This window comes from Stenotrophomonas sp. YJH_SMC_138, assembly GCF_059369855.1.
This window is the reverse complement of record NZ_JCAFTB010000009.1, coordinates 115,177-139,740: the sequence shown is the minus strand read 5'-3', so window position 1 is coordinate 139,740 and position 24,564 is coordinate 115,177. Positions and strand designations below refer to the sequence as shown.

The following is a 24,564-nucleotide window of genomic DNA, read 5'->3' as shown; positions in this document are numbered from 1 at the left end:
GCCCCGGCGATCAGGTCGCCTCGAAGTCCACCAGCACCGCGCCGTCGCCGACCTGGTCGCCGGCCTTGGCACGGTAACCCTTCACCGTGCCATCGGCCGGTGCCTGCAGGGTGTGCTCCATCTTCATCGCTTCCAGCACCACCAGCGGCGTGCCGCGCTTGACCTCGGTACCGGCCGCGACCAGCGTGGCCACGATCCTGCCCGGCATGGGTGCCAGCAGGCTGCCGGCGTCGGCCACGGCGTGGTCCGATTCACCCACTGGATCATGCAGGGTGAAGCGGTGCTGGCCGTCGGCGCCGAACAGGTACAGCTGGTTACCGTCGCGCAGCAGCTGCAGCGACCCGCGGCGCTCGCCCAGCTGCACCGTCAGTCCGTGCACATCGGCCGTGCCGATCACCCGCACCGGTGCAGCGTCATCGCACTGCACGCGCCAGCCATCGGCCTGCGCCCACACCTTCAGCGTGTGCTTGCGTTCGCCCTGCTGCAGCGGCACTACGCGCGGCGCGGACGCACCGAGGCGCCAGCCATCCTGTGACCGCCACGGCGAATGCGGATCGCGCACGTCGGTGCTGGCGGGCGCCGTGCTTGCCACCGCGGCCACGGCGGCCAGCAGCCACAGGTCCGCACCCGCGTCGCCCACGGCACTCAATGCCGCCTGTTCGCGTTCGATCAGCGCCGTATCCAGCCTGGCGTGCGCGAACGAATCGGTATTCACCAGGCGGCGCAGGAAGCCGGCGTTGGTGGTCACGCCCACCACCTGGCAGTCGGCCAGGGCCTGGCTCATGCGGCGCAGCGCGGCGTCGCGGTCCACGTCCCAGACGATCAGCTTGGCGATCATCGGATCGTAGTACGGGGTGATGCTGTCACCTTCCTCCACGCCGGTATCGACGCGCACGTTGGCCGACGCTGCCGGCAGGCGCAGGCGGCGCAGGGTGCCGGTGGAGGGCAGGAAGCCACGGTCGGCATCCTCGGCGTACAGCCGCGCTTCGATCGCGTGGCCATGGATGGCCAGCTGGTCCTGGCGCAGCGGCAGCGGTTGGCCCGAAGCCACGCGCAGCTGCCACTCCACCAGGTCGGTGCCGGTGATGTATTCGGTGACCGGGTGCTCGACCTGCAGGCGGGTGTTCATTTCCATGAAGTAGAAATCGCCGTCCGGGCCGGCGATGAATTCCACCGTGCCCGCCCCCTCATAGCCCACTGCGCGTGCGGCATCGACCGCGGCCTTGCCCATTGCAGCACGACGTTCGGGGCTCATGCCCGGCGCGGGTGCTTCTTCCAGCACCTTCTGGTGGCGGCGCTGCACCGAGCAGTCGCGCTCGAACAGGTAGACCGCCTCACCGTGGCTGTCGCCGAACACCTGGATCTCGATATGGCGCGGGCGCTCGACGTACTTCTCGACCAGCACGTGGTCGTTGCCGAACGCCGAGGCCGCCTCGCGCTGGCAGCTGGCCAGCGCATCGACGAAGTCCTCGCTGCGTTCGACCTTGCGCATGCCCTTGCCACCGCCACCGGCGCTGGCCTTGATCAGCACCGGGTAGCCGATGCCATCGGCCTGCGCGCGCAGGAAGTCCGGCGCCTGCTGGTCACCGTGGTAACCCGGCGTCAGCGGCACACCGGCCTTGGCCATCAGCGCCTTGGCCGCGCTCTTGTCACCCATCGCTCGGATCGCGCTGGGCGGTGGCCCGATGAAGGTGATGCCGGCGGCGGCGCAGGCATCGGCGAAGTCGGCATTCTCGGACAGGAAGCCGTAACCGGGGTGGATGGCCTGTGCGCCGGTAGCGCGCGCGGCGTCAAGCAGGGCATCGCCACGCAGGTAGCTCTCGCGTGCGGCGGCCGGGCCGATGTGGACGGCTTCGTCGGCCAGGCGCACATGGCGTGCGTTGCGGTCGGCATCGGAATACACCGCCACGGTGGCGATGCCGAGGCGGCGGCAGGTGGCGATGACGCGGCAGGCGATCTCGCCGCGGTTGGCGATCAGGACTTTGCTGAACATGGCAACGTGCTTCATAGGAGCGTGCTCGGTCATGGCACGGGTCACATGCGGAACACGCCGAAGCGCGTCTGCTGCGGGGCGGCGTTGAGGCTGGCCGACAGCGCCAGCGCCAGCACCTGGCGGGTGTCGGCCGGATCGATCACGCCGTCGTCCCACAGGCGCGCGCTGGCGTAGTACGGGTGGCCCTGCTGTTCGAACTGGTCGCGGATCGGTGCCTTGAAGGCATCCTCTTCCGCCGCCGGCCACTGGCCGCCCTTGGCTTCAATGCCATCGCGCTTGACCGTGGCCAGCACACTGGCGGCCTGCTCGCCGCCCATCACGCCGATGCGCGCGTTCGGCCACATCCACAGGAAGTTCGGCGAGTACGCACGGCCGCACATGCCGTAGTTGCCGGCACCGAACGAGCCGCCGATCACCACGGTGAACTTGGGCACCTTGGCACAGGCCACCGCCATCACCAGCTTGGCGCCGTCCTTGGCGATGCCGCCCTGTTCGTACTTGCGGCCGACCATGAAGCCGGTGATGTTCTGCAGGAACACCAGCGGGATGTTGCGCTGGGTGCACAGCTCGATGAAGTGCGCGCCCTTCAGGGCCGACTCGGAGAACAGGATCCCATTGTTGGCGATGATGCCGATCGGGTAGCCGTTCAGATGGGCGAAACCGGTCACCAGCGTTGCGCCGTAGCGCGGCTTGAACTCGTCGAAGCGCGAGCCATCCACCAGCCGCGCGATCACTTCGCGAACGTCGTAGGGCTTGCGCGTATCGGCCGGGATCACGCCATACAGCTCATGGGCCGGCAGCAATGGTGCTTCAGGGGCCCGCACCGCCATCGCCGGTGCCGGCTTGCGCCAGTTGAGCTGGGCGATGATCGCGCGCACCCGTGCCAGTGCCTGCAGATCGTTGTCGGCCATGTGGTCGGCCACGCCGGAGATGCGGGTGTGCACGTCGGCGCCACCCAGTTCCTCGGCCGTGACCACTTCACCGGTGGCCGCCTTCACCAGCGGCGGGCCGCCGAGGAAGATCGTGCCCTGCTCGCGCACGATCACGGTCTCGTCGCTCATCGCCGGCACATAGGCGCCACCGGCGGTGCAGCTGCCCATCACGCAGGCGATCTGCGGAATGCCCTGCGCCGACAGGTTGGCCTGGTTGTAGAAGATGCGGCCGAAATGGTCGCGGTCGGGGAAGACTTCGTCCTGCAGCGGCAGGAACGCGCCACCGGAATCGACCAGGTAGATGCACGGCAGGTGGTTCTGCTCGGCGATCTCCTGCGCGCGCAGGTGCTTCTTCACCGTCATCGGGTAGTAGGTGCCGCCCTTGACCGTGGCGTCGTTGGCCACGATCACGCATTCCACGCCGCTCACCCGGCCGATGCCGGCCACCACGCCCGCGGCGGGCACGGCGTCTTCATACATGCCGTGCGCGGCCAACGGCGCGATTTCCAGGAAGGCGCTGCCGGGGTCGAGCAGGGCGTCGATGCGGTCGCGCACCAGCAGCTTGCCGCGCGCGGTGTGCTTGGCGCGTGCCGCCTCACTGCCACCCAGCGCGGTGCGCGCGAGGGTGGCATGCAGGTCGTCGACCACGGCCTGCATGGCCGCGCGGTTGCTTTCAAACGTTTCGCTGCCCGGTTGCAGCTGGCTGTTCAGGACGGTCATCGCGGCGGCCTTACAGGGTGCGCTGGAACAGTTCGCGGCCGATCAGCATGCGGCGGATCTCCGAGGTGCCGGCGCCGATTTCATACAGCTTGGCGTCGCGCCACAAGCGGCCGGTCGGGTATTCGTTGATGTAGCCGTTGCCGCCGAGGATCTGGATCGCCTGGCCGGTCAGCCAGGTGGCCTTCTCGGCGGCGTACAGGATCGCACCGGCGGCGTCCTGGCGGGTGGTGCGGCCCTGGTCGCAGGCGCGCGCCACGGCATAGACATACGCGCGGCAGGCACCCAGGCCCACGTACATGTCGGCGATCTTGGCCTGGATCAGCTGGAAGCTGCCGATCGGTTCGCCGAACTGGTGGCGCTCGTGCACATAGGGCATGACCACGTCCATGGCCGCGGCCATCAGGCCCAGCGGGCCACCGGACAGCACCACGCGCTCGTAGTCCAGGCCGGACATCAGTACGCGCACGCCACCGCCGACCTGGCCCAGCACGTTCTCTTCGGGAATCTCGCAGTCCTGGAACACCAGCTCGCAGGTGGGCGAGGAGCGCATGCCGAGCTTGTCCAGCTTCTGCGCGGTGGAGAAGCCCTTCATGCCCTTCTCAACCAGGAACGCGGTGATGCCCTTGGCACCGGCCTCCATGTCGGTCTTGGCGTAGACCACCAGCACGTCGGCATCCGGGCCGTTGGTGATCCACATCTTGTTGCCGTTGAGCACGTAGCGGTCGCCGCGCTTGTCGGCGCGCAGCTTCATCGACACCACATCCGAACCGGCACCCGGTTCGCTCATCGCCAGCGCGCCGACCAGGCTGCCGTTGCACAGGCCGGGCAGGAAGCGCTGCTTCTGTTCTTCGTTGCCGTTCTTGCGCAGCTGGTTCACGCACAGGTTGGAGTGCGCGCCATAGGACAGGCCGATGCCGCCGGAGGCGCGCGAGATTTCTTCCATCGCCACCACGTGGGCCAGGTAGCCCATGCCGGTACCACCGTATTCTTCTTCCACGGTGAGGCCGAGCAGGCCCTGTTCGCCCAGCTTCGGCCACAGGGCCAGCGGGAACTGGTTGCTGGCATCAGCCTCGGCGGCCAGCGGTGCGACCTCGGCGGCGGCAAAATGGGCCACGCTCTGGCGCAGCAGGTCGATGTCTTCGCCAAGATCGAAGTTCAGGGATGGCACGTGCATTGTGGTGGCTCCACGGCGGGATGGCAGGGAATGGACGCACCCGGCGGGGGAGCGGGCGGCGGTCGGCAGGACCGCCACCCGCACGGGCGATGGCCCCAGCGTAGCGGGGTTCGGATAAGAAGTGAATACGAATTCAAAAATTGAAACTAGAATCAGAACATGGCCTATAAACGCTCTGCATTGATGGAAGAACGCCTGGCGGGCGCCCGTGAACGGATCCTGCTGGCCACCCGCGAGCTGGTCGCCACCGGCGGCTGGCGCAACGCCCCGGTGACCGCCGTGGCGACCCAGGCGGGGGTGTCCACCGGCCTGATCTATCGCCACTTCCCGTCCAAGGCCGAGCTGTTCGTGGAGGTGCTCAACGCCGCGGTGGCCCACGAGGTCGCGATCATGGAGCGCATCGCCAGCGGTCCGGAGGTGGCCAGCGAGCGCCTGCGGCTGGCAATCACCGCCTTCGTCCGCCGCGCCCTGGCCGGGCCGGGGCTGGCGCACGCCTTCATCGTCGAACCGGTCGATCCGGACGTGGAGGCCGAGCGCATGCGCGGACGTCGCGCGTTCGGCGACGTGTTCCTGCGGCTGGTGGAGGAAGGCGTGGCCGCCGGTGAGCTGCCGGCGCAGGACGCGCATGTGGCCGCCGCGTGCCTGGTCGGCGCCTTCACCGAAGCGATGGTCGGTCCGACCGCGCCCAGCCGCGAAGCGCACCGCGACGAAGACGCGCTGGTGGATGCGATCTGCAGCTTCTGCCTGCGCGCGATCGGTGCCCCGGTAATCCGGTAGCGCCGGCCGCTGGCCGGCTTCTGTTGCTGGGGTCAGATCCCTTTTGCGCCGCAAAAGGGATCTGACCCCATCCCCGACCCCAGCCCCCGGCATGTTGCGCCGCACCAGCAGTGACGCCTGTTGTCGCACGCAAGGCGCGTTCTATACTCGGTCCATCACGCAGTCGCTCAGCCGTGGTCCAACGACTATCAGCCAGGGGTAACGAAGAGTGCGGAATTACGATCTGGAGTTCCTGAAACGCTTCTCCATGGTGATCGCGCTGCTGGCGACCATCACCCTCGGCCTCATCCTCCTTGCCGCCTACATCCACACCCGGATTCCGCCCGAGGTGTCGCCCACTGCGGCCAAGCGCACCGAACAGCGCATTTCGCCCACCGGCGCGGTCTATGCCGGCAGCACCGGCGCCGCCGCGCAGGCCGCGGCCAAGGCCGCCGCGCTGGCCAAGGCGGCGTCGCAGGTGGCCTACGGCGGCACCAAGGATGGCAAGGTGATCTTCGACAACCTGTGCACCGCCTGCCACACCAATGGCGTGGGCATGGCGCCGACGCTGGACCATTCGCATTGGGACAAGCGCATCGCGCAGGGCAAGGACACCCTCTACAAGCACGCCATCGAGGGCTATACCGGCCCCGACGGCGGGATCATGCCGCCCAAGGGCGGCAACCCGGCGCTGACCGAAGAACAGATCCACGCTACCGTGGACTGGATGCTGGGCAACCTGAAGTAACCGCCGCAACGCGCCGCTTCCTGTAGAGCCGAGCCCGCGCTCGGCTGCTCTCCGCGCGGTGTGGCCAGGTACAGCCGAGCATGGGCTCGGCTCTACGATCCCCCGGCTTTGCCCACCGAGGCCTGATCGCTCATATGCCCCCGCTGCGCAGGCGGGGTTTCGCATTTCAGGGTTAGTCTGTGCGCCTCTTCCATGGAGTCGCCCGTTGATGCGCCGCCGTTCCCTCGCCCTTGCCCTGTCCCTGCTGCTGCCGGCCGGCGCCTTTGCCCAGGCCCAGCCGCAGGCCACGCCGGTCGCGCCGCCCTCCGTCGCGCGCGGCAGCGCCACTGTGGTGCTGACCGCTGCGCCGGCCGACTGGCGCGCGCTGGATGGGCAGCGCGTGCGCATCGCCGCGCCGCTTACCCTGGCCGGTACCGATGGCCTGCAGCACTTCGGCCAGCTCACGGTGGCGTTCGATGGCCGCCTCTGGCAGCCGACCGAAGTGGCCGCGCCGGGCACTGCGGGCTATGAGCAGGTGATGGCCGACAACCAGCGCCGCCGCCTGGTGCTGGAGGATGGCAGCGATGCCCGCGACCCCGCCAGCGTGCCCTACCTGCCGGGCAACCCGGTGCTGCGCACCGGCATGCAACTGCGCAATGTGGAGGGCATCGTGCGCGTGGACGCGCAGGGCCATCCGCGCCTGCAGGTCGAAGGCGCGCTGAAGCTGCCGGAACTGAAGCGCCCGGCAGTACCCACGGTGCCGGGAAGCCTGCACGTGGCCGCCTTCAACCTGGAGAATTTCTTCAATGGTGACGGCCAGGGCGGTGGCTTCCCGACGCTGCGCGGCGCGCGCACGCTGGACGAGCACAAGGCGCAGCTCGCCAAGCTGGTCACCACGGTCAATGCGCTGGGCGCCGATGTCGCTGCGCTGATGGAACTGGAGAACGACGGCTACGGCCCGCAGTCGGCCATCGCCGAACTGGTCGATGCGCTCAACCGCGACCGCGGCGCGCAGGGCGACTGGCGCTTCGTCGACGCCGGCAACGGCCCCGGCGACAACCCGATCCGGGTCGGGATCATCTACCGAAGCACGCGCCTGCAGCCGGTCGGCAAGCCGGCCACGCTGACCGGCGGCCCGTTCGTCGAGCACAGCCGCGTACCGTTGGCGCAGGCCTTCCAGGGCAAGCAGGGGGCGCCGTTCGTGGTGGTTGCCAACCATTTCAAATCGAAGGGTTGCCGTGACGCGGCCGGTGCCGACGCCGATCGCAACGACAATCAGGGCTGCTGGAACGCCACCCGTGTGACGTCGGCGCAGCAGCTGCACGCCTGGCTGCAGACCGATCCGACCGGTACCGGCGCCAGGGACGCGGTGCTGCTGGGTGACTTCAATGCCTACGCGATGGAAGACCCGATCCGCGCCCTGCATGACCTGGGCTGGCAGGACGCGTTCAAGGTTGCCAAGGTCGAGCATCCCTACAGCTACGTCTACAACGGCTACACCGGCCGCCTCGACCACGCGCTGCTGAACCCGGGCATGGCCAGGCGCCTGCGCGGTGCCGCCGAATGGCACAGCAACGCCGACGAGCAGGACGCCAGCGGCTACCAGGGCCGCAACGTGCAGGGCCCGTGGCGCAGCTCCGACCACGACCCGCTGCTGCTGGGCTTCGACAAGTAACGCGCCAGGCCGGGGTCGGATCCCATTCCCACGGAATGGGCTCTGACTCAAGGCATCGCGGGGTCTGAGGCGTAGGGGTCAGAGCCCATTCCGTGGGAATGGGATCCGACCCCGGGTATCGCTCACCCCCAGGCGATCATCCCGATCGCCAGCACCGCCAGCGCCAGTCCCGCGCGGTTCCACTTCGTGGTGGCCTCGCCGAAGACGAACATGCCTACCAGCGCGCCCAGCACCACCACGCCGATGTTCATGCCGGCGAACACGGTGGCCGGGCTCTCTGGCATCGCCTGGTGCGCATGCACATAGAACAGGATGTTGCCGCCATTGAGCAGGCCCAGCAGTGCACCCGCGCCGAGGTTGCGCCAGGCCAGTCGGCTGCGGCCACTGACATGCCGCCACAGCTGCATTGCCAGCATCAGCACGAAGGCGACGCTGAAACTGGCCAGCACCGCCGCCATCGACGGCGTGCCGGACAGCGCCACCTGCTTGAGCAGCACGTCCACCACTGCGAATCCGGCCCATACGCCCAGCAGCCAGCCCCAGCCGCCGGGTGAGGACGCCACCGCCGGGCCGCGCGGGCGCAGGCTGATGGCCACCATCGCCAGCAGGCCCAAGCCCAGGCCGGCCAGTTTCCAGGGCGTTGCGGTCTGGCCGAAGCACAGGAAGGCGGCGGCCAGGGAAAGCAGCAACGACAGCCGCTGCGCCACGTCGCTGCGGACGATGCCGGCCACCGCCACCGCGCGGCCCAGTACCAGGAAGATCGAGGGCAGCACCACCGCCAGCGCCAGCAGTGACAGCCACGGCGCATGCGGCGCGCGCAGCGCATCCAGCGGTGGCTGCAGCACCACGGCGGTGAGCGTTGCCGCCACCAGATAGTTCCAGGTGACCATCTGCGCAACATCCAGCTGGCGGCGTGCGGCCACCTTCAACAACACCGAAACCAGCACACTGCAGATCACGGCCAGTGACAGATAGAGCATGGGGCGGGCACAGGGCAGGGGCGGGGGACGGTATCATGGTGCCATGCACAAGCCCTTGTTCCCCGTCGCCCCCGGCGAAACCGCCTGCCTCGAACTGGACGGCCCGGCCGGCCCGCTGGAAGTGGTCGTCGACCTGCCCAAGGCCGATGTGCCGGTGCAGCCGATCGTGGCCATCGTCTGCCATCCGCTGTCCACCGAAGGTGGCACCCTGCACAACAAGGTGGTCACCATGACCGCCTCCACCCTGCGCGAGCTGGGCATCGCCACGGTGCGCTTCAACTTCCGCAGCGTGGGTGGTTCGGCTGGCACCTTCGATGGCGGCGTGGGCGAGCAGGATGACCTGAAAGCCGTCGCGGCCTGGGTGCGCAGCCAGCGCCCGGACGACCGCCTGTGGCTGGCCGGTTTCAGCTTCGGCGCGTTCGTGTCGCTGAAGGCCGCCGCCACGCTGCAGCCGGAAGCGCTGATCTCGATCGCGCCGCCGGCCGGTCGCTGGGATTTCGACGGCATCGCGCCGCCGGCGCGCTGGCTGGTGATCCAGGGCGAGCAGGACGAGATCGTCGACCCGCAGGCCGTCTACCAGTGGCTGGACACGCTGGACGCCCCGCATGAGCTGGTACGCATGCCCGAGACCAGCCACTTCTTCCACCGCAAGCTGATCGACCTGCGCGGCGCGCTGACCCACGGCGTCAAGCACTGGCTGGGCGCGGCGGCATGAGTGCACCCGAGCTGACCCCGTCGCAGCGGTATGCGGAAGGGGTTGCCCGTGGCGACTGGCAGAACGATCCGGCCCAGCATGCGGCGCTGGCCGAGCTGGACCGCATCCACCTGGGCCTGCTGGACAGTGCAGAGGATGGCTGGCTGGACCGCCTGTCTTCGTTCTGGAAGAAGCCCGAGCCGATCAAGGGCCTGTACTTCTGGGGCGGCGTCGGCCGTGGCAAGACCTTTCTGGTCGACCTGTTCTACGACGGGCTGCCGATCAAGCAGAAGTACCGCACCCATTTCCACCGCTTCATGCGCAGCGTCCATGAGCGCCTGCGCGAGCACCAGGGCCAGAGCGACCCGCTGGCGAAGATCGCCCAGGAATGGCGCAGCAACCTGCGCGTGCTGGTGCTGGACGAGTTCTTCGTCACCGACATCGGCGATGCGATGCTGCTGGCGCGGCTGCTCGAGCGCCTGTTCGCCGAGGGCGTGACCCTGGTCACCACCTCCAACACCGCAGTGGAGAACCTGTACCTCAACGGCCTGCAGCGCGAGAGCTTCCTGCCGGCCATCGGCCTGCTGCAGCGCTTCTGCGTGGAGCTGTACGCCGAAGGTACCGAGGATTACCGGATGCGCGCGCTGACCCGCTCGCCGGTATACCGCGCACCGCTGGCGGCCGACAGCGATCAGTGGCTGGCCACGCGCTGGAACGAGTTGAGTGGCGGCCAGCCGGCCAAGGCCGGCAACATCGAGATCGAGGGCCGCAAGATTCCGGTACGCGGCCGTGGCAAGAGCATTGCCTGGTTCGATTTCGCCGCGCTGTGCGAAGGCCCGCGCGGGCCCTCGGATTACATCGAGATCGCGCACGAGTTCAACACGGTGCTGCTGGGCGGCATTCCCGCCTTCGACCGCTTGAATGAGGATGCCGCGCGCCGCTTCGTCAACCTGATCGACGAGCTGTACGACCGCCACGTCAACCTGGTCTGCACCGCCAGCACTTCGCCGATCGAGCTGTACACCGGCCAGCGCCTGCAGGGCGCGTTCGAACGCACCGCCTCGCGCCTGATCGAGATGCAGAGCGCCGAGTACCTGGGTACCCCGCACCGGGCGTGAGGGCGGTTTACTGTAGAGCCGAGCCCACGCTCGGCTGCTTCTGGATGATGTGCCGAAAGGGAGCCGAGCATGGGCTCGGCTCTACAGCAGCGCCGCGCAGCTATCGGGAAGGCGCCACCGCATTCCCACGCGGCCGCTCATCCGGCCCGGCCGACACCTGCAGGCCCGAGCCATCGCCGTGCTCCACCCGAACGCTCTCGCTACGCTCCAGCAGCCGCAGCGGTTGGCCTTGGTAGCGCACTTCCAGCGCGTCATGAGTGTCGGCCAGCGACTGCACCAGCGGGCACAGCGACTGTGCTTGGGCCTCGATGCGTTCGGCGCGGCCTTCCAGCTGCTGTTCCATCTGCGCGTCCAGACGGTCGGCGCGTGCCTCCATCGCATCGCTGCGTCCGGTGAAGATCTGCCACAGCATGCTGCGGGCGATGGAGGCGGACAGCGACTCGGCCATGTCCTGCACCTTGGCCTCGAAGCCTGGCCCGAACACAGCCTGTTCCCAGTAGCCCTTGCCCAGCGTGCCGCCGATCCAGTCATCGGCCTGCCGGCGCAGGCGCCGGACCTTGCGGCTGTTGGCGGTACCGGTGAGGCTTTCATAGACCCCGTCGAGCACGTCGAAGCTCAGTCCGCTCACTTCATGGGCCAGCGCCGTGGCGGCCGGCATCAGCTGCCGTGCCCCGGCCTCCATCTGCCGAAGGCGGGCCGCGTCGGCCTCGCTGACCGGCACGACCGTGTCGTCCAGGCTCAGCACGCCATCGTGGAACACCACCTCGTGCGGTGCCTGCGGGCCATGCCGCAGCCAGATGCCACCGCTGTCCACCAGCACGTCATAGTCGGTGTGGATACCGCACTGGTCCGCGCGCAGCTTCGGGGTGTCAGCGGCAATTGCAGGTACGGTGACCACAGCAGCCAGCAGGGCCAAGGCGGGTGCTGACAGGCGCATGGTGGAATCCTTTCCGGTCATTGCAGGACCCCAGCATCCCGCTTTCGGCAGGCGCCGTCACCCGCCGAAAGTCACTGCGCGATGGCGATTCGTCCGGCCATACCGGCTTTCCCACCGGCTGCCCACCACCTATCCACAGGGTTGTCCCTAGCCAGTTTCATCACTGTCATGTGAAGCTGTCATTGTTCCGTTTTCGCGGTGCGTTGTGCCACCGCAATGACGCCTTTCGGACTTGACTGCGCAGCCCGTTCCGGCAGGTCTGAAGCGTCTGATCAGGGCGCCGATGGCACGATCCTTGCGGCGCAAGGGATTGCCGAATTTCACTACATTTGGCGTTGACGGACCCCATTACCCCCACTATCTTGTGGCCGTCGGTCGCAGCAACCCCCATTCCAGGGGTCGCCCCGGGGTACCCATCCGCGATCGTCAACGGCAGTGGCAGGCGCAGGGTCTCATCCCCTGCGACGCCGTCCTGCCATCCTGGGCTGTCATGTCCCGGGCCGCGTCACCCGATGCATCGAGCACCCCCAAATCACGCCAAGAGGACACACGCCGTGAGCACCGAATCCAGCGCCACCATCGAGAAGGAAAGCGAATTCCTGTTGACGTCGCCGCCGACGGCCAACGCGATGAGTGTGACCAAGCGCAATGGGACCACCGAACTGGTGGACCTGAACAAGATCGTGCGTGCGGTGCAGCGTTCCTCCGAAGGCCTGCACGCCGTGGATCCGATGCGCGTGGCCACCCGCACCATTTCCGGCCTGTACAACGGTGCCACCACCCGCGAGCTGGACGAACTGTCCATCCGCACCGCCGCCCTGCTGATCGGTGAAGAGCCCGAGTACGGCCGCCTCGCCGCGCGCCTGCTGGCCAACTACATCGCCAAGGAAGTCTCGGGCCAGGAAATCTACGCCTTCTCGCAGTCGGTCAGCCGTGGCCATGAAGTCGGCCTGATCAACGACCGCCTGCTGAACTTCGTGCAGACCAACGCACGCAAGCTCAACGATGCCATCGACATCTCGCTGGACCTGAACTTCGATTACTTCGGCCTGCGTACCCTGTACGACCGTTACCTGCTGCGCCACCCGCACACCCGCAAGGTGATCGAGACCCCGCAGCAGTTCTTCCTGCGCATCGCCAGCGCGCTGAGCGAGGACGTGTCCGAGACCCTGGCGCTGTACAAGCGCATGGGCAACCTGGACTACCTGCCGTCCAGCCCGACCCTGTTCAATTCCGGCACCACCCACGAGCAGCTGTCCTCGTGCTTCCTGCTGGACTCGCCGCAGGACTCGCTGGAATCGATCTATTCCAAGTACGGCGACATCGCCCAGCTGTCGAAGTTCTCCGGCGGCATCGGCGTCAGCTACACCCGCGTGCGTTCGCGTGGTTCGCTGATCAAGTCGACCAATGGCCATTCCAACGGCATCGTGCCGTGGCTGAAGACCATGGATTCGTCGGTGGCCGCAGTGAACCAGGGCGGCAAGCGCAAGGGCGCGGCCTGCGTGTACCTGGAAACCTGGCACGCCGACATCGAGGACTTCCTCGAGCTGCGCGACAACACCGGTGACGAAGCCCGTCGTGCGCACAACCTGAACCTGGCCAACTGGGTGCCGGACCTGTTCATGAAGCGCGTCGAAGCCGACCAGGAATGGTCGCTGTTCGATCCGCGCGTCGTGCCGGAGTTCACCGACCTGTTCGGCGAAGCCTTCGAGCAGGCCTACCTGCAGGCCGAAGCCCAGGGCAAGGCCAACCGCACCATCTCCGCGCGCAAGCTGTATGCCCGCATGATGCGTACCCTGGCCGAGACCGGCAACGGCTGGATGACCTTCAAGGACAAGTGCAACCGCGCCAGCAACCAGACCCTGCGTCCGGGCAACGTGATCCACCTGTCCAACCTGTGCACCGAAATCCTGGAAGTCACTTCCAACGATGAAACCGCCGTGTGCAACCTGGGTTCGATCAACCTGGGCAACCACTTCGACGAGCACAACGAGTTCGACTTCGAGAAGCTGGCCGAGACCGTTCGCCTGGCCGTGCGCCAGCTCGACCGCGTCATCGACCTGAACTTCTACCCGATCGAAACCGCCCGCCGCGCCAACCTGCGCTGGCGTCCGGTCGGCCTGGGCTGCATGGGCCTGCAGGACGTGTTCTTCCGCAAGCGCCTGCCGTTCGACAGCGCCGAAGCCCGCGCCCTGTCGAAGAAGATTGCCGAAGCGATCTATTTCCACGCGCTGGAAACCTCCTGCGAGCTGGCCCAGGAACGTGGCAAGCACCCGTCGTTCAACGACACCCGTGCCGCCGGTGGCGAACTGCAGTTCGACGCCTGGAACGTGGTGCCGGAAGACACCGCGCGCTGGGATGCCCTGCGCGCCCGCATCAAGGAACACGGCCTGCGCAACTCGCTGATGATCGCGATCGCCCCGACCGCGACCATCGCCTCGATCGCCGGCTGCTACGAGTGCGTCGAGCCGCAGGTGTCCAACCTGTTCAAGCGCGAGACCCTGTCCGGTGACTTCCTGCAGGTCAACCGTTACCTGGTGAACGAGCTGAAGAAGCTGGGCCTGTGGACGCCGGAAATGCGCGATGCCATCAAGCTGGCCGAAGGCTCCATCGCGGGTCTGCCACAGATCCCGGAAACGCTGCGCGAGGTCTATCGCACCGCGTGGGAACTGCCGATGCGTTCGCTGATCGACATGGCCGCCGAACGTGGCGCCTTCATCGACCAGTCGGCCTCGCTCAACCTGTTCATGGAAAGCCCGAACATCGGCGCGATGTCCTCCATGTACATGTACGCCTGGAAGCAGGGCATCAAGACCACCTACTACCTGCGTTCGCGCCCGGCCACCAAGATCGCCAAGACCACGGTCAGCGCTGCGGCCCCGGCCAAGGTGTTCAGCCCGGACGAAGCCATCGCCTGCTCGCTGGAAAACCCGGAAGCCTGCGAGGCCTGCCAGTAAGACACCGCGCGGTGGGTGCCGACCGTTGGTCGGCACTCGAACACCTCGCACCTGTAGAGCCGAGCCATGCTCGGCTGCGGAAAAACACCCACGGTAGCGCCGGGCCACGCCCGGCGGCTCACCCAGGAATTCAAGGAAACACCCATGGCCGACAAGCCCAAGCAGATGCTGCTCGATCCCGGTTTTGAACTGACCCTGCGCCCGATGCGCTACCCGCAGTTCTATGACATGTACCGGAATGCGATCAAGAACACCTGGACGGTGGAAGAGATCAACTTCCAGATCGACATCACCGACCTGCACAGCAAGATGTCGCCGGGTGAGCGCCACCTGATCCACCGCCTGGTCGCGTTCTTCGCCACCGGCGATTCGATCGTGTCCAACAACCTGGTGCTGAACCTGTACCAGCACTTGAATGCGCCCGAAGCGCGCATGTACCTGTCGCGCCAGCTGTATGAGGAAGCACTGCACGTGCAGTTCTACCTGACCCTGCTGGACAACTACCTGCCGGATCCGGAAGAGCGCGCCAAGGCGTTCTCGGCGGTGGAGAACATCGACTCGATCAAGAAGAAGGCCGATTTCTGCTTCAAGTGGATCGACTCGATCCAGGACCTGACCCGCATCGAGACCCGCGAACAGCGCCGCCAGTTCCTGCTCAACCAGATCTGCTTTGCCGCCTGCATCGAAGGCCTGTTCTTCTTCGCTGCGTTCGCCTACGTGTACTACTTCCGTTCGCGCGGCCTGCTGCCGGGCCTGGCCTCGGGCACCAACTGGGTGTTCCGCGACGAGAGCGCGCACATGGAGTTTGCGTTCGAGTCGGTGCGCGTGGTGCGTGAGGAAGAGCCGGACCTGTTCGACGACGAGATGAAGCAGCAGGTCTACGACATGCTGGCCGAAGCCATCGAATGCGAAGTGCAGTTCGCCGAGGACGTGCTGTCCGGTGGCGTGGCCGGCATCTCGACCCGCGACATGCGCCAGTACCTGCAGCACTGCGCCGACCAGCACTTCGCCAAGCTGGGCATGGAAAAGAAGTACAACGTGCGCAACCCGCTGCCGTTCATGGAACTGCAGGACGTGCAGGAGCTGACCAACTTCTTCGAACGCCGCGTCTCGGCCTACCAGGTCGGCGTTCAGGGCGAAGTCGCCTTCGACATGAACTTCTGATCGAACCGGCCAGGCCTGTCGCAACGAAGAACCCCGGCCAATGCCGGGGTTTCTTGTTTCCGTAGCGTCGAGCCATGCTCGACTGCTGTTCGCAAGAAAGTCGAGCATGGCTCGACTCTACAATCAGCGCCGCCCTTCCACCGCCATGCGCACCGCCAGCCCGGCCAGCACCGTGCCCATCAGCCAGCGCTGCACCATCTGCCAGGTGGGGCGCGCGGCCAGGAAGCCGGCGATGCTGCCGGCGGTCAGCGCGATCATGCCGTTCACGCTGACGCTGACCAGGATCTGGGTGGAGCCCAGCACGATCGACTGCATCAGCACGCTGCCTTCGCCGTCCGGGTGCAGGAACTGCGGCAGCAGCGACAGGTACATCACCGCCACCTTCGGGTTCAGCAGATTGGTCAGGAAGCCCATCGTGAACAGCTTGCGCGGGCTGTCCTGCGGCAGGTCGCGCACCGCGAACGGCGAACGGCCGCCGGGCCTGAGCGCCTGCCAGGCCAGGTACAGCAGGTACAGCGCGCCGCCGATGCGCAGCGCGTCGTAGGCGAACGGCACGGTCATCAGCAGGGCGGTGATACCCAGTGCCGCACACAGCATGTAGAACACAAAGCCCAGCGCCACCCCGCCCAGCGAGATCAGGCCAGCCATCGGCCCCTGGCAGATCGAGCGCGAGATGACGTAGATCATGTTCGGCCCGGGCGTGAGCACCATGGCCAGCGAAACCAGCGCAAAGGCCAGCAGGTCGGAAGTGGCGGGCATGGGCAGTCCTGGCAGTGGGCGTGGCGCAGTGTAACGCCTGCCGCAGGCGCGGCCTGCGCAGGCACCGCTGCCGGGTGACCGTTGCACGTGCATGCCGATGGCCATCACGCCGGTCGCTTAGAATCCGCAGCACCCCACACCGAAGCACCCCCATGACCCCGATCCCCGAGACCGTGCCGCCCACCGAAGTGCGCATGGCTGAAATCGTCTTCCCCAACCACACCAACCACCTGGGCACCCTGTTCGGTGGCCAGGCATTGGCATGGATGGACAAGGCCGCGTTCCTGGCCGCCGCCCGCTATTCGCGCCGCACCGTGGTGACCGCGCGCAGCGACCAGGTCGACTTCAAGCTGCCGATCCGCATCGGCCAGATGGTGGAAACCATCGGCCGCATCGTCGAAGTCGGCCGCAGCTCGATGAAGGTCGAGGTGGAACTGGTCGCCGAGGACCTGCACAGCGGCGAGCGCAAGCTGTGCACCCGCGGCCACTTCGTGATGATCGCGCTGGACGAGGAAGGCCACCCGATCGCGGTGCCGCCGCTGCCGGCCGCCTGAGACCAGCGGCTGAACCGGTGCTTGCGAGGGCGCTGCGGCGCCCCCATCTGGCAGCCATGACCCCGCCACTGACCGACTTCATCGACCGCGCCGAGCGCCTGTTCGTGCTGACCGGCGCGGGTTGCAGCACCGCCTCGGGCATACCCGATTACCGGGACGCCGACGGCCAGTGGAAACGCACGCCGCCGGTGACCTACCAGGCCTTCATGGGCGAGGCGACCACCCGCCAGCGTTACTGGGCGCGCAGCCTGCTGGGCTGGCCGCGCTTCGGCCTGGCCCGGCCCAACGGCAGCCACCAGGCCCTGGCCGCCCTGGAAAGCCGCGGCAAGCTGCAGGTGCTGTTGACCCAGAACGTGGACGGCCTGCACCAGCGCGCCGGCAGCCGCAACGTGATCGACCTGCATGGCCGCCTGGATCTGGTGCGCTGCATGGGCTGCGAGCGCCGCAGTGGCCGCGAGGATTTCCAGCAGCGGCTGCTGGACGCCAATCCCGGCTGGGACGCGCTGGAGGCCGGCATCGCCCCCGACGGTGATGCCGACCTGGAGACCGATTTCTCCACATTCGTGGTGCCCGATTGCCCGCACTGCGGCGGCGTGCTGAAGCCGGACGTGGTGTTCTTCGGCGAGAACGTGCCGCGCGAGCGGGTGGCGGCGGTGCACGATCATCTGCAGCAGGCCGATGCGGTGCTGGTGGTGGGCTCGTCACTGATGGTCTATTCCGGCTTCCGCTTCGTGCAGGCGGCGGCGAAGGCAGGGTTGCCGGTGGCGGCGCTGAACCGCGGCCGCACCCGTGCCGACGACCTGCTGTTGTTCAAGGATGAGCGGGACTGCGCTGAAGCCTTGTCCGGTTGGGTGGCGGGCTGAGCCGAGCGTCGGCTCGGCTCTACAAGGGGCTGTCGGCGCTCGGCGGCATGATCGGCTGCGAAACAGCGATCCATCCAGACGGTTGATCCAGAAGCCGCGCAGCGGTGCAATACGCACCCCCTACGTCGTTCATCACCCCCTTGAGCCAGCTGTTTTCGCCGATCTCGTTCGGCCCCCTGACCCTGTCCAACCGCATCGTCATCGCGCCGATGTGCCAGTACTCCGCCGAAGACGGCCGCGCCAGCGACTGGCACGCCATGCACCTGGGCAACCTGGCGCAGTCCGGCGCCGGCCTGTTGATCCTGGAAGCCACCGCGGTCGAGCCGCGCGGCCGCATCAGCTGGGCCGACCTGGGCCTGTGGGATGACGGCACCGAGGCCGCGCTGGCACAGGTGCTGGCCAGCGTCCGCCGCTGGTCGCCGATGCCGCTGGGCATCCAGCTGGGCCATGCCGGCCGCAAGGCATCCACCGCCCGTCCGTGGGACGGGGGTGGCCAGTTGCCGGCCGGCGATGCGCGTGGCTGGGCCACCGTGGCGCCGTCGCCGCTGCCGTTCCATGCCGCCGATCCGGCACCGCAGGAACTGGACGAAGCCGGCATCGCCGAGGTCATCGCCGCCTTCGCTGCCAGTGCGGTGCGCGCCGAGCGCCTGGGCTTCGAGCTGATCGAGCTGCATGCCGCGCACGGTTACCTGCTGCACCAGTTCCTGTCGCCGCTGAGCAACCGCCGCACCGATGGCTACGGTGGGTCGCTGCCGAACCGCCTGCGCCTGCTGGTGGAAGTGTTCGACGCGGTACGCGCGGCGGTGTCCGACAAGGTCGCCGTGGGCGTGCGCATTTCCGCCAGCGACTGGGTCGAGGGCGGCTGGGATCTGGTGCAGAGCGAAGCGCTGGCCCAGGTGCTGGACGCGCGCGGCTGCAATTTCCTGCATGTCTCCAGTGGCGGCCTAGACGAGCGCCAGAAGATCACCGTCGGTCCGGGCTACCAGGTGCCGTTCGCGGCGGCGATCAAGGCCAAGGTGCGCATGCCGGTGATCGCCGTGGGCATGATCACCGAACCGGAGCAGGCCGAATCGATCCTGCGCCATCGCCACGCCGATGCCGTGGCCCTGGCGCGCGGCATCCTCTACGACCCGCGCTGGCCGTGGCATGCCGCCGCCGCATTGCGCGACAGCGTGGAACCGGCGCCGCAGTACCTGCGCTGCGAGCCGCGCGATGCGCGCGGCGTGTTCAAGGCGCGCTGAGGGTCACACCCGCCAGGCCGGCGCCATGCCGGCCTGCAGGTGCTCGAACAGCGCGCGGATCTTGGCGGTGAAGTCGCGGCGATCGCTGACGCAGAAATAGACCTCCATCGGCTCCGGACGCCACGTGCTGTCGGCGCCGAACACGGCCTGCAGGCGTCCATCGCGCAGGTAGGGCTCGGCCACGAACGCAGCCAATCGCGTGATGCCGGCACCGGCCGCCGCCAGCGACGCCAGCGCATCGATGTCATCGCAGACCATGCTCGGCGGTAGCACGGCGTCCACACGCTGGCCGTCCTTCAGCAGGCCCCAGCGCAACGGCCGGCCATCGGTGGGGAAGCGGTGCAGCAGCCCGCGATGGCTGCCCAGATCCGATGGTTCCTGCGGGGTGCCATGGGCCTTCAGGTAGGCCGGCGAGGCGCAGAACACGAACGGTACGCGTGCCAGCTGCCGTGCGACCACGCCGTCTTCCAGCTGCGCGCCGATGCGGATGCTGGCATCCACCGCCTCTGGACCATGCTGCACGGCGCGGTCGGTCAGCCGCAGTTCCAGCTGCAGCTGCGGGTAGCGTTGCTGCAGTGACGGCAGCAACGGGGCCAGCACGTGGCGGCCGAACGCGCTGCTGCTGGCGATGCGCAGCGGCCCGGCCGGTTCGATATCACCGGAGGTGACCATCGTCTGCGCGCGCGCCAGGTCGGCCTCGATGTGGCGGACCTGCGCCAGGTACAGCGCGCCGGCCTCGCTGAGCGCCAGCTGGCGCGTACTCCGGTTCAGCAGCCGTACGCCCAGATGCGCTTCCAGCCGGTTGATGTTCTGGCCGACTGCGGTGGCGCTGATGCCAAGGATGCGGGCCGCGGCGGCAATGCTGCCGGTCTCTGCGGTGCGGGTGAAGCTGCGGATCAGTTGCAACAGGTTCATGACCGACCAGCTTGCCACGGTGATGGCCAAGTATCGCTTGGGACTGAACCAAGCGGTTCGGTTGCATCGGTGATCATCCGGCTGCTGGGCAGGAAGCTGCCCTACACTGTGGCGATGCGCCCCGATTCCATCCTCACCCTGTCCTGCCCCGACCGTACCGGCATCGTCTATCGCGTGTCCGGCCTGCTGTTCGACCACGGCTGCAACATCCTCGACGCCCAGCAGTTCGGCGATGAGGAAAGCGGCCGCTTCTTCCTGCGCGTGCATTTCGACCGTGACGCCGGCCTACCGCTAGAGACCGTGCACGCCGCGATGGCCACGCTTGCCGAAGGCTTCGGCATGGACTGGCAGCTGCATGATGGCCGCCGCCGGGCACGCCTGCTGGTGCTGGTCAGCAAGCAGGGGCACTGCCTCAACGACCTGCTGTTCCGCGCCCACAGCGGCCAGCTGAAGGTCGACATTGCCGCGGTGGCCTCCAACCACGCCGACTTCGCGCCATTGGCCGCGTCCTACCAGGTACCGTTCCACCACCTGCCGGTGACCGCCGATACGCGTGCGGTGCAGGAGCAGCAGATCATCGACCTGGTCGAGCGCGAGCGCATCGACCTGGTGGTGCTGGCACGCTACATGCAGATCCTGTCACCCGCGCTGTGCCGCGCGCTGGCCGGGCGTGCGATCAACATCCACCACAGCTTCCTGCCCAGCTTCAAGGGCGCGCAGCCGTACCACCAGGCACACGCGCGCGGGGTCAAGATCATCGGCGCCACCGCGCACTACGTCACCGAGGATCTGGACGAAGGACCGATCATCGAACAGGACGTGGCCCGCGTGGATCACGCCATGGCGCCGCGCGAGCTGGTGCGGCTGGGCAGCGATACCGAATCGCTGGTGCTGGCACGCGCCGTGCGCCGCCATGTGGAGCACCGCATCCTGCTCAACGGGCATCGCACGGTGGTGTTCCGGTAACGTGCTGCCCCTTCCAGGTCCGCCGGGCATGGCCCGGCGCTACCAAGGGTGCTATCCGGTAGTGCCGGCCGCTGGCCGGCAACTGCATGGATCCCGAGGTTGCCGGCCAGCGGCCGGCACTACCGTTGTGGGTCAGGCGGTCGCGATTCCCGCCTTGCCCAGCGCATCGCGCACCATCGCGTCGTTGGCTTCGGTCACCGGTCGGGTCAGGTCCCACAGGAACTTCACCCGGAAGCCGGACTTCACCGCATCCTGCGCGCTCCACAGCACGCAGTAGTCGCGGGCCAGGCCGCACACGTGCACTTCGCGGATGCGGCGCTCGTGCAGCCAGCCGGCCAGGCCGGTGGCCGGGCGCTCGCCATCGGGGCCATGGTTCTCGCGGAAGGCGCTGTACGAATCCACCTGTTGGCGCGTGCCCTTGCGCAGGATCAGGTCGGCCACGGTCCAGTCCACGCCCGGGTGCAGCGCGGCACCGGCGCTGCCCTGCACGCAGTGGTCCGGCCACAGGGTCTGCGGCTGCGCGTGCAGCAGGATGGTCTCGAACGGGCGTTGGCCGGGGTGCTGGCTGGCGAACGAGGCATGGTCGGCCGGGTGCCAGTCCTGTGTTGCCACCACGGTGCGGTAGCGGCGCTGCGCCAGCAGATCGGCGATCGGTGCCACCAGCGCATCGCCCTGGTCGCAGGCCAAGGCGCCACCGGGCATGAAGTCCGGCTGCAGGTCGATCACCAGCAGGGCGACATCGGCGGGCAGGGCGGTCATGGCAGTTCCGCTACAACAGAAGGGGCGACCAGCGTGGCCGCCCCATGCCTGCACGTCAATCGTCCTGTGGCGTCCCAGCGTCCCGCCCGTAGTACAGCAGGCCGATCCTGATCCGCTCGCGGCCATTCTCGCGGCGATGGCGGTTGGCATCGCGCAGCGAGTACACGCAGCCGCAGTATTCCTGCTGGTAGAACTGCTCGCGCTTGCTGATCTCGATCATGCGGCTGGCGCCGCCGCCCTTGCGCCAGTTGTAGTCCCAGTACTGCAGGCCTTCATAGCGCGACGCCGCACGGATCCCGCAGTCGTTGATCTGCGCCATGTTCTTCCAGCGCGAGATGCCCAGCGACGAACTGATGGTGTCGTAGCCGTGCTCGTGCGCATACAGCGCGGTGCGCTCGAAACGCATGTCGAAGCACATCGTGCAGCGGATGCCGCGTTCAGGCTCGTTTTCCATGCCGCGTGCACGGCTGAACCAGTTGTCGGTGTCGTAGTCGCAGTCGATGAAGGGAATGCCGTGCTGCTCGGCGAAGCGGATGTTCTCCTGCTTGCGCAGCTCGTACTCCTTCACCGGGTGGATGTTGGGGTTGTAGAAGAAGATCGCGTAGTCGATCCCGGAGGCGGTGATCGCCTCCATCACTTCGCCGGAACAGGGCGCGCAGCACGAATGCAGCAGCAGGCGCTTGCCGTCGGCGGGCAGGGTCAGGGTGGGGCGTTGGAGCTCGGTCATCGTCAGGTACCGCATGGACCGCCGGCAACGGCGGTGGCCCATGCATCAGCGCGTGGGTGAACGGGTCTGGCCGGATACCGTGAACAGGACGCGCGCGGCCACACCGCCTGCACGCGCAGGACGACGACGGCCCCGGCAACCTCCCCGCGGAGATTCCAGGTCGAGTCAGGGGACGGTCGTGTCCCCCGGCCGGGGCCGGTATTCGGGCTGATGGACACGGGCCGCAGCCCACCTACTACCCGCCGCTTCCCAGGCGCGAGCCCAGTGCTGTTGGCAGGATTCGTTTCCATTCACCGCTGCGGGGCAGCTCCGGAATGGACGCGCGAGGCGCCTTCACCGGATTCCCGTTTAAATCCCTCCCCGCGCCGCAGCGATGGGAGGGATACCTTCGGCGTGTGCAAGGTGGACCTGTTGGTGGCGCCGGTCAAGAGCGCAGGGGTCAGAACCCGCTACGCTGCAACGGGATCCGACCCCAGCGGAAGGAAGGGGTCGGATCCCGCTGCCACGCAGCGGGCTCTGACCCCGGTCGGGATGCACCTTCAATGCCCCACGGCCGCCCGCGTGCGGATGTCGTCCAGCCGCTGGTCGTGCAGCAGGCGGCCGTTCTCCCACACGGTCACCATTGCGTCCTCGAAGCCGTCCGGCAGGGTGTCGTCGCCGTTGGCCGGCAGCGGCACCGTGTGCAGGCTGCCATCGTCCAGGCGGCGCAGCAGGCGCATGCGGCCACGCTTGCTGGCCTTGCCGGCGTCGGTAACCGGGTCCTTGTAGACGTCGATCCACTCACCCTCGACCCGTGCGGCCGAACACTTCAGCGCGAACTTCTGCGTATCGCGGTCCAGCCGCTGCAGCAGCGCACCGCCCATGCCGAAGGCCACGTTGTCGACGGCGTAGCCGTCGTTGGTGATGCGCTGCAGGATCGCCCGGATGGTATCCGGGTTGATGCCATCGCCCTGGATCACCCGCACGTGGTTGAGCACGCGGTAGCCCTTGCCGTTGAGGCTGTGGCCGAACGCTTCATCCAGCCGGCGCAGGCTTTCGGCCACCACCTCCACCGGGTCCCCCGAGTCCGGGCGGATGACCAGGGTGGCGCCCGAGGCGATCACTTCATCGCGCAGGGTGGTACCCCAGTGCTCGCTGATGGCGCGGTAGATGTCATAGCTGTCCGATACCACCGCCACGATCGCACCGGGCGTGCCGAACTGGCGCAGCATGTTGCGGTAGGCGTCCACCTCGCGCTCGCGGCCCCAGCTGGTGATGGTGCTGTGCTCGGCGGCGGGAATCGAATAGCCGGCCATCGGCGCGTGGTAGTGCGCGCGCGCCAGGCACAGGGCCGATACGGTATCGGTGCCGAGGAAGTTGACCAGGTGCGCGGCACCGCCCAGCGCGGCCGATTCCAGGCTCGAGACACCGCGCGCGCCGAAGTCATGCAGCTTGAACGGCAGCTGCCCCTGCGGGTCGTCGCTGGTCTGCTGCAGGAACGCGGCAATGGTCTGCCGTGCGTGCCAGCTGATGGTGGCCACGGTGACCGGGTACCACACGCGCAGCAGCAGCGTTTCCAGGTACGACGGCACCCAGAACGCGGCCGGATCGGTCGATTCGATGGTCATCAGCGCCTGGTGGGTGGGCACCACGCTGCCCTCGGGAACGGCGCGGATGCGCACCGGCAGGTGGCCGCCAAGCCGGTCGACGATATCGCGCCAGCCGGCCTCGTTGAACGGTTCGCCATGCGCGGCGAATACCGCAGCAGCGTCGTCGATGTCGGCGTGGGTGACCGGCCGTGCCAGCGCGTCCTTGAGGATCGCCTGCAGGCCGAAGAACACCGTGCGATCGTGCAGGCCGCCACGTGATTCGACGTAGAAGAACGTGGCATCGGTACCCGGCGGGTACTGCAGCCAATGGCTGGCCTTGTAGCTGTCGGTGTTGAGGAGAAGATTATCGAGGTAGTGCATGACG

Annotated in this window: 21 protein-coding genes and 1 riboswitch; of the genes, 11 read left to right on the top strand and 10 right to left on the bottom strand. The window is 67.7% G+C overall.

The window, feature by feature from the left end; all coding sequences use genetic code 11:
- Nucleotides 1-10: 10 nt before the first annotated feature.
- From AC5P7I_RS17660 to AC5P7I_RS17650, 3 genes are read right to left on the bottom strand one after another with little or no spacing between them, the layout of a single operon-like run.
- Nucleotides 11-2,026 (bottom strand): acetyl/propionyl/methylcrotonyl-CoA carboxylase subunit alpha, encoded by a 2,016-nt coding sequence (locus AC5P7I_RS17660; protein ID WP_425604812.1) that lies wholly within the window; start codon nucleotides 2,024-2,026, stop codon nucleotides 11-13.
- An 8-nt stretch (nucleotides 2,027-2,034) separates the two neighbouring features.
- Nucleotides 2,035-3,645 carry a carboxyl transferase domain-containing protein gene (locus AC5P7I_RS17655; protein WP_262087936.1) on the bottom strand — a complete coding sequence of 537 codons (1,611 nt, stop codon included), beginning with the start codon at nucleotides 3,643-3,645 and terminating at the stop codon, nucleotides 2,035-2,037.
- A 10-nt stretch (nucleotides 3,646-3,655) separates the two neighbouring features.
- Nucleotides 3,656-4,819: an isovaleryl-CoA dehydrogenase gene (locus tag AC5P7I_RS17650; protein ID WP_014645571.1), complete on the bottom strand. Its 1,164-nt coding sequence runs from the start codon at nucleotides 4,817-4,819 to the stop codon at nucleotides 3,656-3,658.
- Nucleotides 4,820-4,978: 159 nt separating this feature from the next.
- Here AC5P7I_RS17650 and AC5P7I_RS17645 point away from each other — a divergent pair, with 159 nt between their 5' ends.
- From AC5P7I_RS17645 to AC5P7I_RS17635, 3 genes are all read left to right on the top strand, one after another.
- Entirely contained in the window at nucleotides 4,979-5,596 is a 618-nt protein-coding gene (locus tag AC5P7I_RS17645) for a TetR/AcrR family transcriptional regulator (protein ID WP_014645572.1), read from the top strand.
- A gap of 208 nt (nucleotides 5,597-5,804) precedes the next feature.
- The gene (locus tag AC5P7I_RS17640; RefSeq protein WP_014035592.1) at nucleotides 5,805-6,323 is read left to right on the top strand and encodes a c-type cytochrome; all 519 of its coding nucleotides are present in this window, start codon (nucleotides 5,805-5,807) and stop codon (nucleotides 6,321-6,323) included.
- Nucleotides 6,324-6,531: 208 nt separating this feature from the next.
- Entirely contained in the window at nucleotides 6,532-7,977 is a 1,446-nt protein-coding gene (locus tag AC5P7I_RS17635) for an ExeM/NucH family extracellular endonuclease (RefSeq protein WP_049441793.1), read from the top strand.
- Nucleotides 7,978-8,099: 122 nt separating this feature from the next.
- On the opposite strand, the gene AC5P7I_RS17630 is transcribed toward AC5P7I_RS17635, so the two are convergent.
- Nucleotides 8,100-8,957 (bottom strand): membrane protein, encoded by an 858-nt coding sequence (locus tag AC5P7I_RS17630; protein ID WP_046428023.1) that lies wholly within the window; start codon nucleotides 8,955-8,957, stop codon nucleotides 8,100-8,102.
- Nucleotides 8,958-9,000: 43 nt separating this feature from the next.
- Here AC5P7I_RS17630 and AC5P7I_RS17625 point away from each other — a divergent pair, with 43 nt between their 5' ends.
- Together AC5P7I_RS17625 and zapE are read left to right on the top strand one after the other, a co-directional pair.
- Nucleotides 9,001-9,672 (top strand): alpha/beta hydrolase, encoded by a 672-nt coding sequence (locus AC5P7I_RS17625; protein WP_014645576.1) that lies wholly within the window; start codon nucleotides 9,001-9,003, stop codon nucleotides 9,670-9,672.
- On the top strand, nucleotides 9,669-10,769 hold the full coding sequence (gene zapE, locus AC5P7I_RS17620; RefSeq protein ID WP_197606770.1) for a cell division protein ZapE: 1,101 nt from the start codon (nucleotides 9,669-9,671) through the stop codon (nucleotides 10,767-10,769). The genes AC5P7I_RS17625 and zapE overlap by 4 nt, the downstream gene beginning before the upstream one ends.
- 100 nt (nucleotides 10,770-10,869) lie before the next feature.
- Here the strand turns inward: zapE and AC5P7I_RS17615 are convergent, their stop codons facing one another.
- Nucleotides 10,870-11,706, bottom strand: a complete 837-nt coding sequence (locus AC5P7I_RS17615; RefSeq protein ID WP_032956617.1) for a DUF2884 family protein — start codon at nucleotides 11,704-11,706, stop codon at nucleotides 10,870-10,872.
- Nucleotides 11,707-12,260: 554 nt separating this feature from the next.
- Here AC5P7I_RS17615 and AC5P7I_RS17610 point away from each other — a divergent pair.
- Entirely contained in the window at nucleotides 12,261-14,663 is a 2,403-nt protein-coding gene (locus tag AC5P7I_RS17610) for a ribonucleoside-diphosphate reductase subunit alpha (RefSeq protein ID WP_032956619.1), read from the top strand.
- A gap of 144 nt (nucleotides 14,664-14,807) precedes the next feature.
- Entirely contained in the window at nucleotides 14,808-15,827 is a 1,020-nt protein-coding gene (locus AC5P7I_RS17605) for a ribonucleotide-diphosphate reductase subunit beta (RefSeq protein WP_005420683.1), read from the top strand.
- 123 nt (nucleotides 15,828-15,950) lie between these two features.
- Here the strand turns inward: AC5P7I_RS17605 and AC5P7I_RS17600 are convergent, their stop codons facing one another.
- Nucleotides 15,951-16,586, bottom strand: a complete 636-nt coding sequence (locus AC5P7I_RS17600; RefSeq protein ID WP_032956621.1) for a LysE family translocator — start codon at nucleotides 16,584-16,586, stop codon at nucleotides 15,951-15,953.
- Between the two features lie 152 nt (nucleotides 16,587-16,738).
- Here AC5P7I_RS17600 and AC5P7I_RS17595 point away from each other — a divergent pair, with 152 nt between their 5' ends.
- From AC5P7I_RS17595 to AC5P7I_RS17585, 3 genes are all read left to right on the top strand, one after another.
- Entirely contained in the window at nucleotides 16,739-17,140 is a 402-nt protein-coding gene (locus AC5P7I_RS17595; protein WP_004153688.1) for an acyl-CoA thioesterase, read from the top strand.
- Nucleotides 17,141-17,196: 56 nt separating this feature from the next.
- Entirely contained in the window at nucleotides 17,197-18,003 is an 807-nt protein-coding gene (locus AC5P7I_RS17590) for an NAD-dependent protein deacetylase (protein ID WP_262087937.1), read from the top strand.
- Between the two features lie 140 nt (nucleotides 18,004-18,143).
- Nucleotides 18,144-19,244, top strand: coding sequence for an NADH:flavin oxidoreductase/NADH oxidase (locus AC5P7I_RS17585; protein ID WP_014645582.1), 1,101 nt, complete (start codon nucleotides 18,144-18,146; stop codon nucleotides 19,242-19,244).
- A gap of 3 nt (nucleotides 19,245-19,247) precedes the next feature.
- On the opposite strand, the gene AC5P7I_RS17580 is transcribed toward AC5P7I_RS17585, so the two are convergent.
- A complete protein-coding gene (locus AC5P7I_RS17580) occupies nucleotides 19,248-20,159 on the bottom strand; it encodes a LysR family transcriptional regulator (RefSeq protein ID WP_262087938.1) in 912 nt (303 codons plus the stop codon).
- A gap of 114 nt (nucleotides 20,160-20,273) precedes the next feature.
- Here AC5P7I_RS17580 and purU point away from each other — a divergent pair, with 114 nt between their 5' ends.
- Nucleotides 20,274-21,125, top strand: coding sequence for a formyltetrahydrofolate deformylase (gene purU / locus AC5P7I_RS17575; RefSeq protein WP_134808417.1), 852 nt, complete (start codon nucleotides 20,274-20,276; stop codon nucleotides 21,123-21,125).
- A 132-nt stretch (nucleotides 21,126-21,257) separates the two neighbouring features.
- Here the strand turns inward: purU and pncA are convergent, their stop codons facing one another.
- The 3 genes from pncA to AC5P7I_RS17560 form a co-directional block, all read right to left on the bottom strand.
- Complete coding sequence (gene pncA / locus AC5P7I_RS17570) at nucleotides 21,258-21,884, bottom strand: bifunctional nicotinamidase/pyrazinamidase (RefSeq protein ID WP_014645585.1); 627 nt, start codon at nucleotides 21,882-21,884, stop codon at nucleotides 21,258-21,260.
- A gap of 55 nt (nucleotides 21,885-21,939) precedes the next feature.
- Entirely contained in the window at nucleotides 21,940-22,626 is a 687-nt protein-coding gene (locus AC5P7I_RS17565) for an epoxyqueuosine reductase QueH (RefSeq protein WP_425604943.1), read from the bottom strand.
- A gap of 161 nt (nucleotides 22,627-22,787) precedes the next feature.
- Nucleotides 22,788-23,017: riboswitch (cobalamin riboswitch) on the bottom strand.
- Nucleotides 23,018-23,150: 133 nt separating this feature from the next.
- Nucleotides 23,151-24,560: a nicotinate phosphoribosyltransferase gene (locus AC5P7I_RS17560; protein ID WP_262087939.1), complete on the bottom strand. Its 1,410-nt coding sequence runs from the start codon at nucleotides 24,558-24,560 to the stop codon at nucleotides 23,151-23,153.
- Nucleotides 24,561-24,564: the final 4 nt, after the last annotated feature.

Excerpts from the sequence above, each read along its gene's own strand:
- AC5P7I_RS17590 (WP_262087937.1), top strand. The coding sequence starts at position 17,197 with ATGACCCCGCCACTGACCGACTTCATCGACCGCGCCGAGCGCCTGTTC.
- AC5P7I_RS17605 (WP_005420683.1), top strand. The coding sequence starts at position 14,808 with ATGGCCGACAAGCCCAAGCAGATGCTGCTCGATCCCGGTTTTGAACTG.
- AC5P7I_RS17660 (WP_425604812.1), bottom strand. The coding sequence starts at position 2,026 with ATGACCGAGCACGCTCCTATGAAGCACGTTGCCATGTTCAGCAAAGTC.
- purU (WP_134808417.1), top strand. The coding sequence starts at position 20,274 with ATGCGCCCCGATTCCATCCTCACCCTGTCCTGCCCCGACCGTACCGGC.
- AC5P7I_RS17650 (WP_014645571.1), bottom strand. The coding sequence starts at position 4,819 with ATGCACGTGCCATCCCTGAACTTCGATCTTGGCGAAGACATCGACCTG.
- AC5P7I_RS17635 (WP_049441793.1), top strand. The coding sequence starts at position 6,532 with ATGCGCCGCCGTTCCCTCGCCCTTGCCCTGTCCCTGCTGCTGCCGGCC.
- zapE (WP_197606770.1), top strand. The coding sequence starts at position 9,669 with ATGAGTGCACCCGAGCTGACCCCGTCGCAGCGGTATGCGGAAGGGGTT.
- AC5P7I_RS17560 (WP_262087939.1), bottom strand. The coding sequence starts at position 24,560 with ATGCACTACCTCGATAATCTTCTCCTCAACACCGACAGCTACAAGGCC.
- AC5P7I_RS17630 (WP_046428023.1), bottom strand. The coding sequence starts at position 8,957 with ATGCTCTATCTGTCACTGGCCGTGATCTGCAGTGTGCTGGTTTCGGTG.
- AC5P7I_RS17595 (WP_004153688.1), top strand. The coding sequence starts at position 16,739 with ATGACCCCGATCCCCGAGACCGTGCCGCCCACCGAAGTGCGCATGGCT.
- AC5P7I_RS17615 (WP_032956617.1), bottom strand. The coding sequence starts at position 11,706 with ATGCGCCTGTCAGCACCCGCCTTGGCCCTGCTGGCTGCTGTGGTCACC.
- AC5P7I_RS17645 (WP_014645572.1), top strand. The coding sequence starts at position 4,979 with ATGGCCTATAAACGCTCTGCATTGATGGAAGAACGCCTGGCGGGCGCC.
- AC5P7I_RS17580 (WP_262087938.1), bottom strand. The coding sequence starts at position 20,159 with ATGAACCTGTTGCAACTGATCCGCAGCTTCACCCGCACCGCAGAGACC.
- pncA (WP_014645585.1), bottom strand. The coding sequence starts at position 21,884 with ATGACCGCCCTGCCCGCCGATGTCGCCCTGCTGGTGATCGACCTGCAG.
- AC5P7I_RS17625 (WP_014645576.1), top strand. The coding sequence starts at position 9,001 with ATGCACAAGCCCTTGTTCCCCGTCGCCCCCGGCGAAACCGCCTGCCTC.
- AC5P7I_RS17655 (WP_262087936.1), bottom strand. The coding sequence starts at position 3,645 with ATGACCGTCCTGAACAGCCAGCTGCAACCGGGCAGCGAAACGTTTGAA.
- AC5P7I_RS17600 (WP_032956621.1), bottom strand. The coding sequence starts at position 16,586 with ATGCCCGCCACTTCCGACCTGCTGGCCTTTGCGCTGGTTTCGCTGGCC.
- AC5P7I_RS17565 (WP_425604943.1), bottom strand. The coding sequence starts at position 22,626 with ATGCGGTACCTGACGATGACCGAGCTCCAACGCCCCACCCTGACCCTG.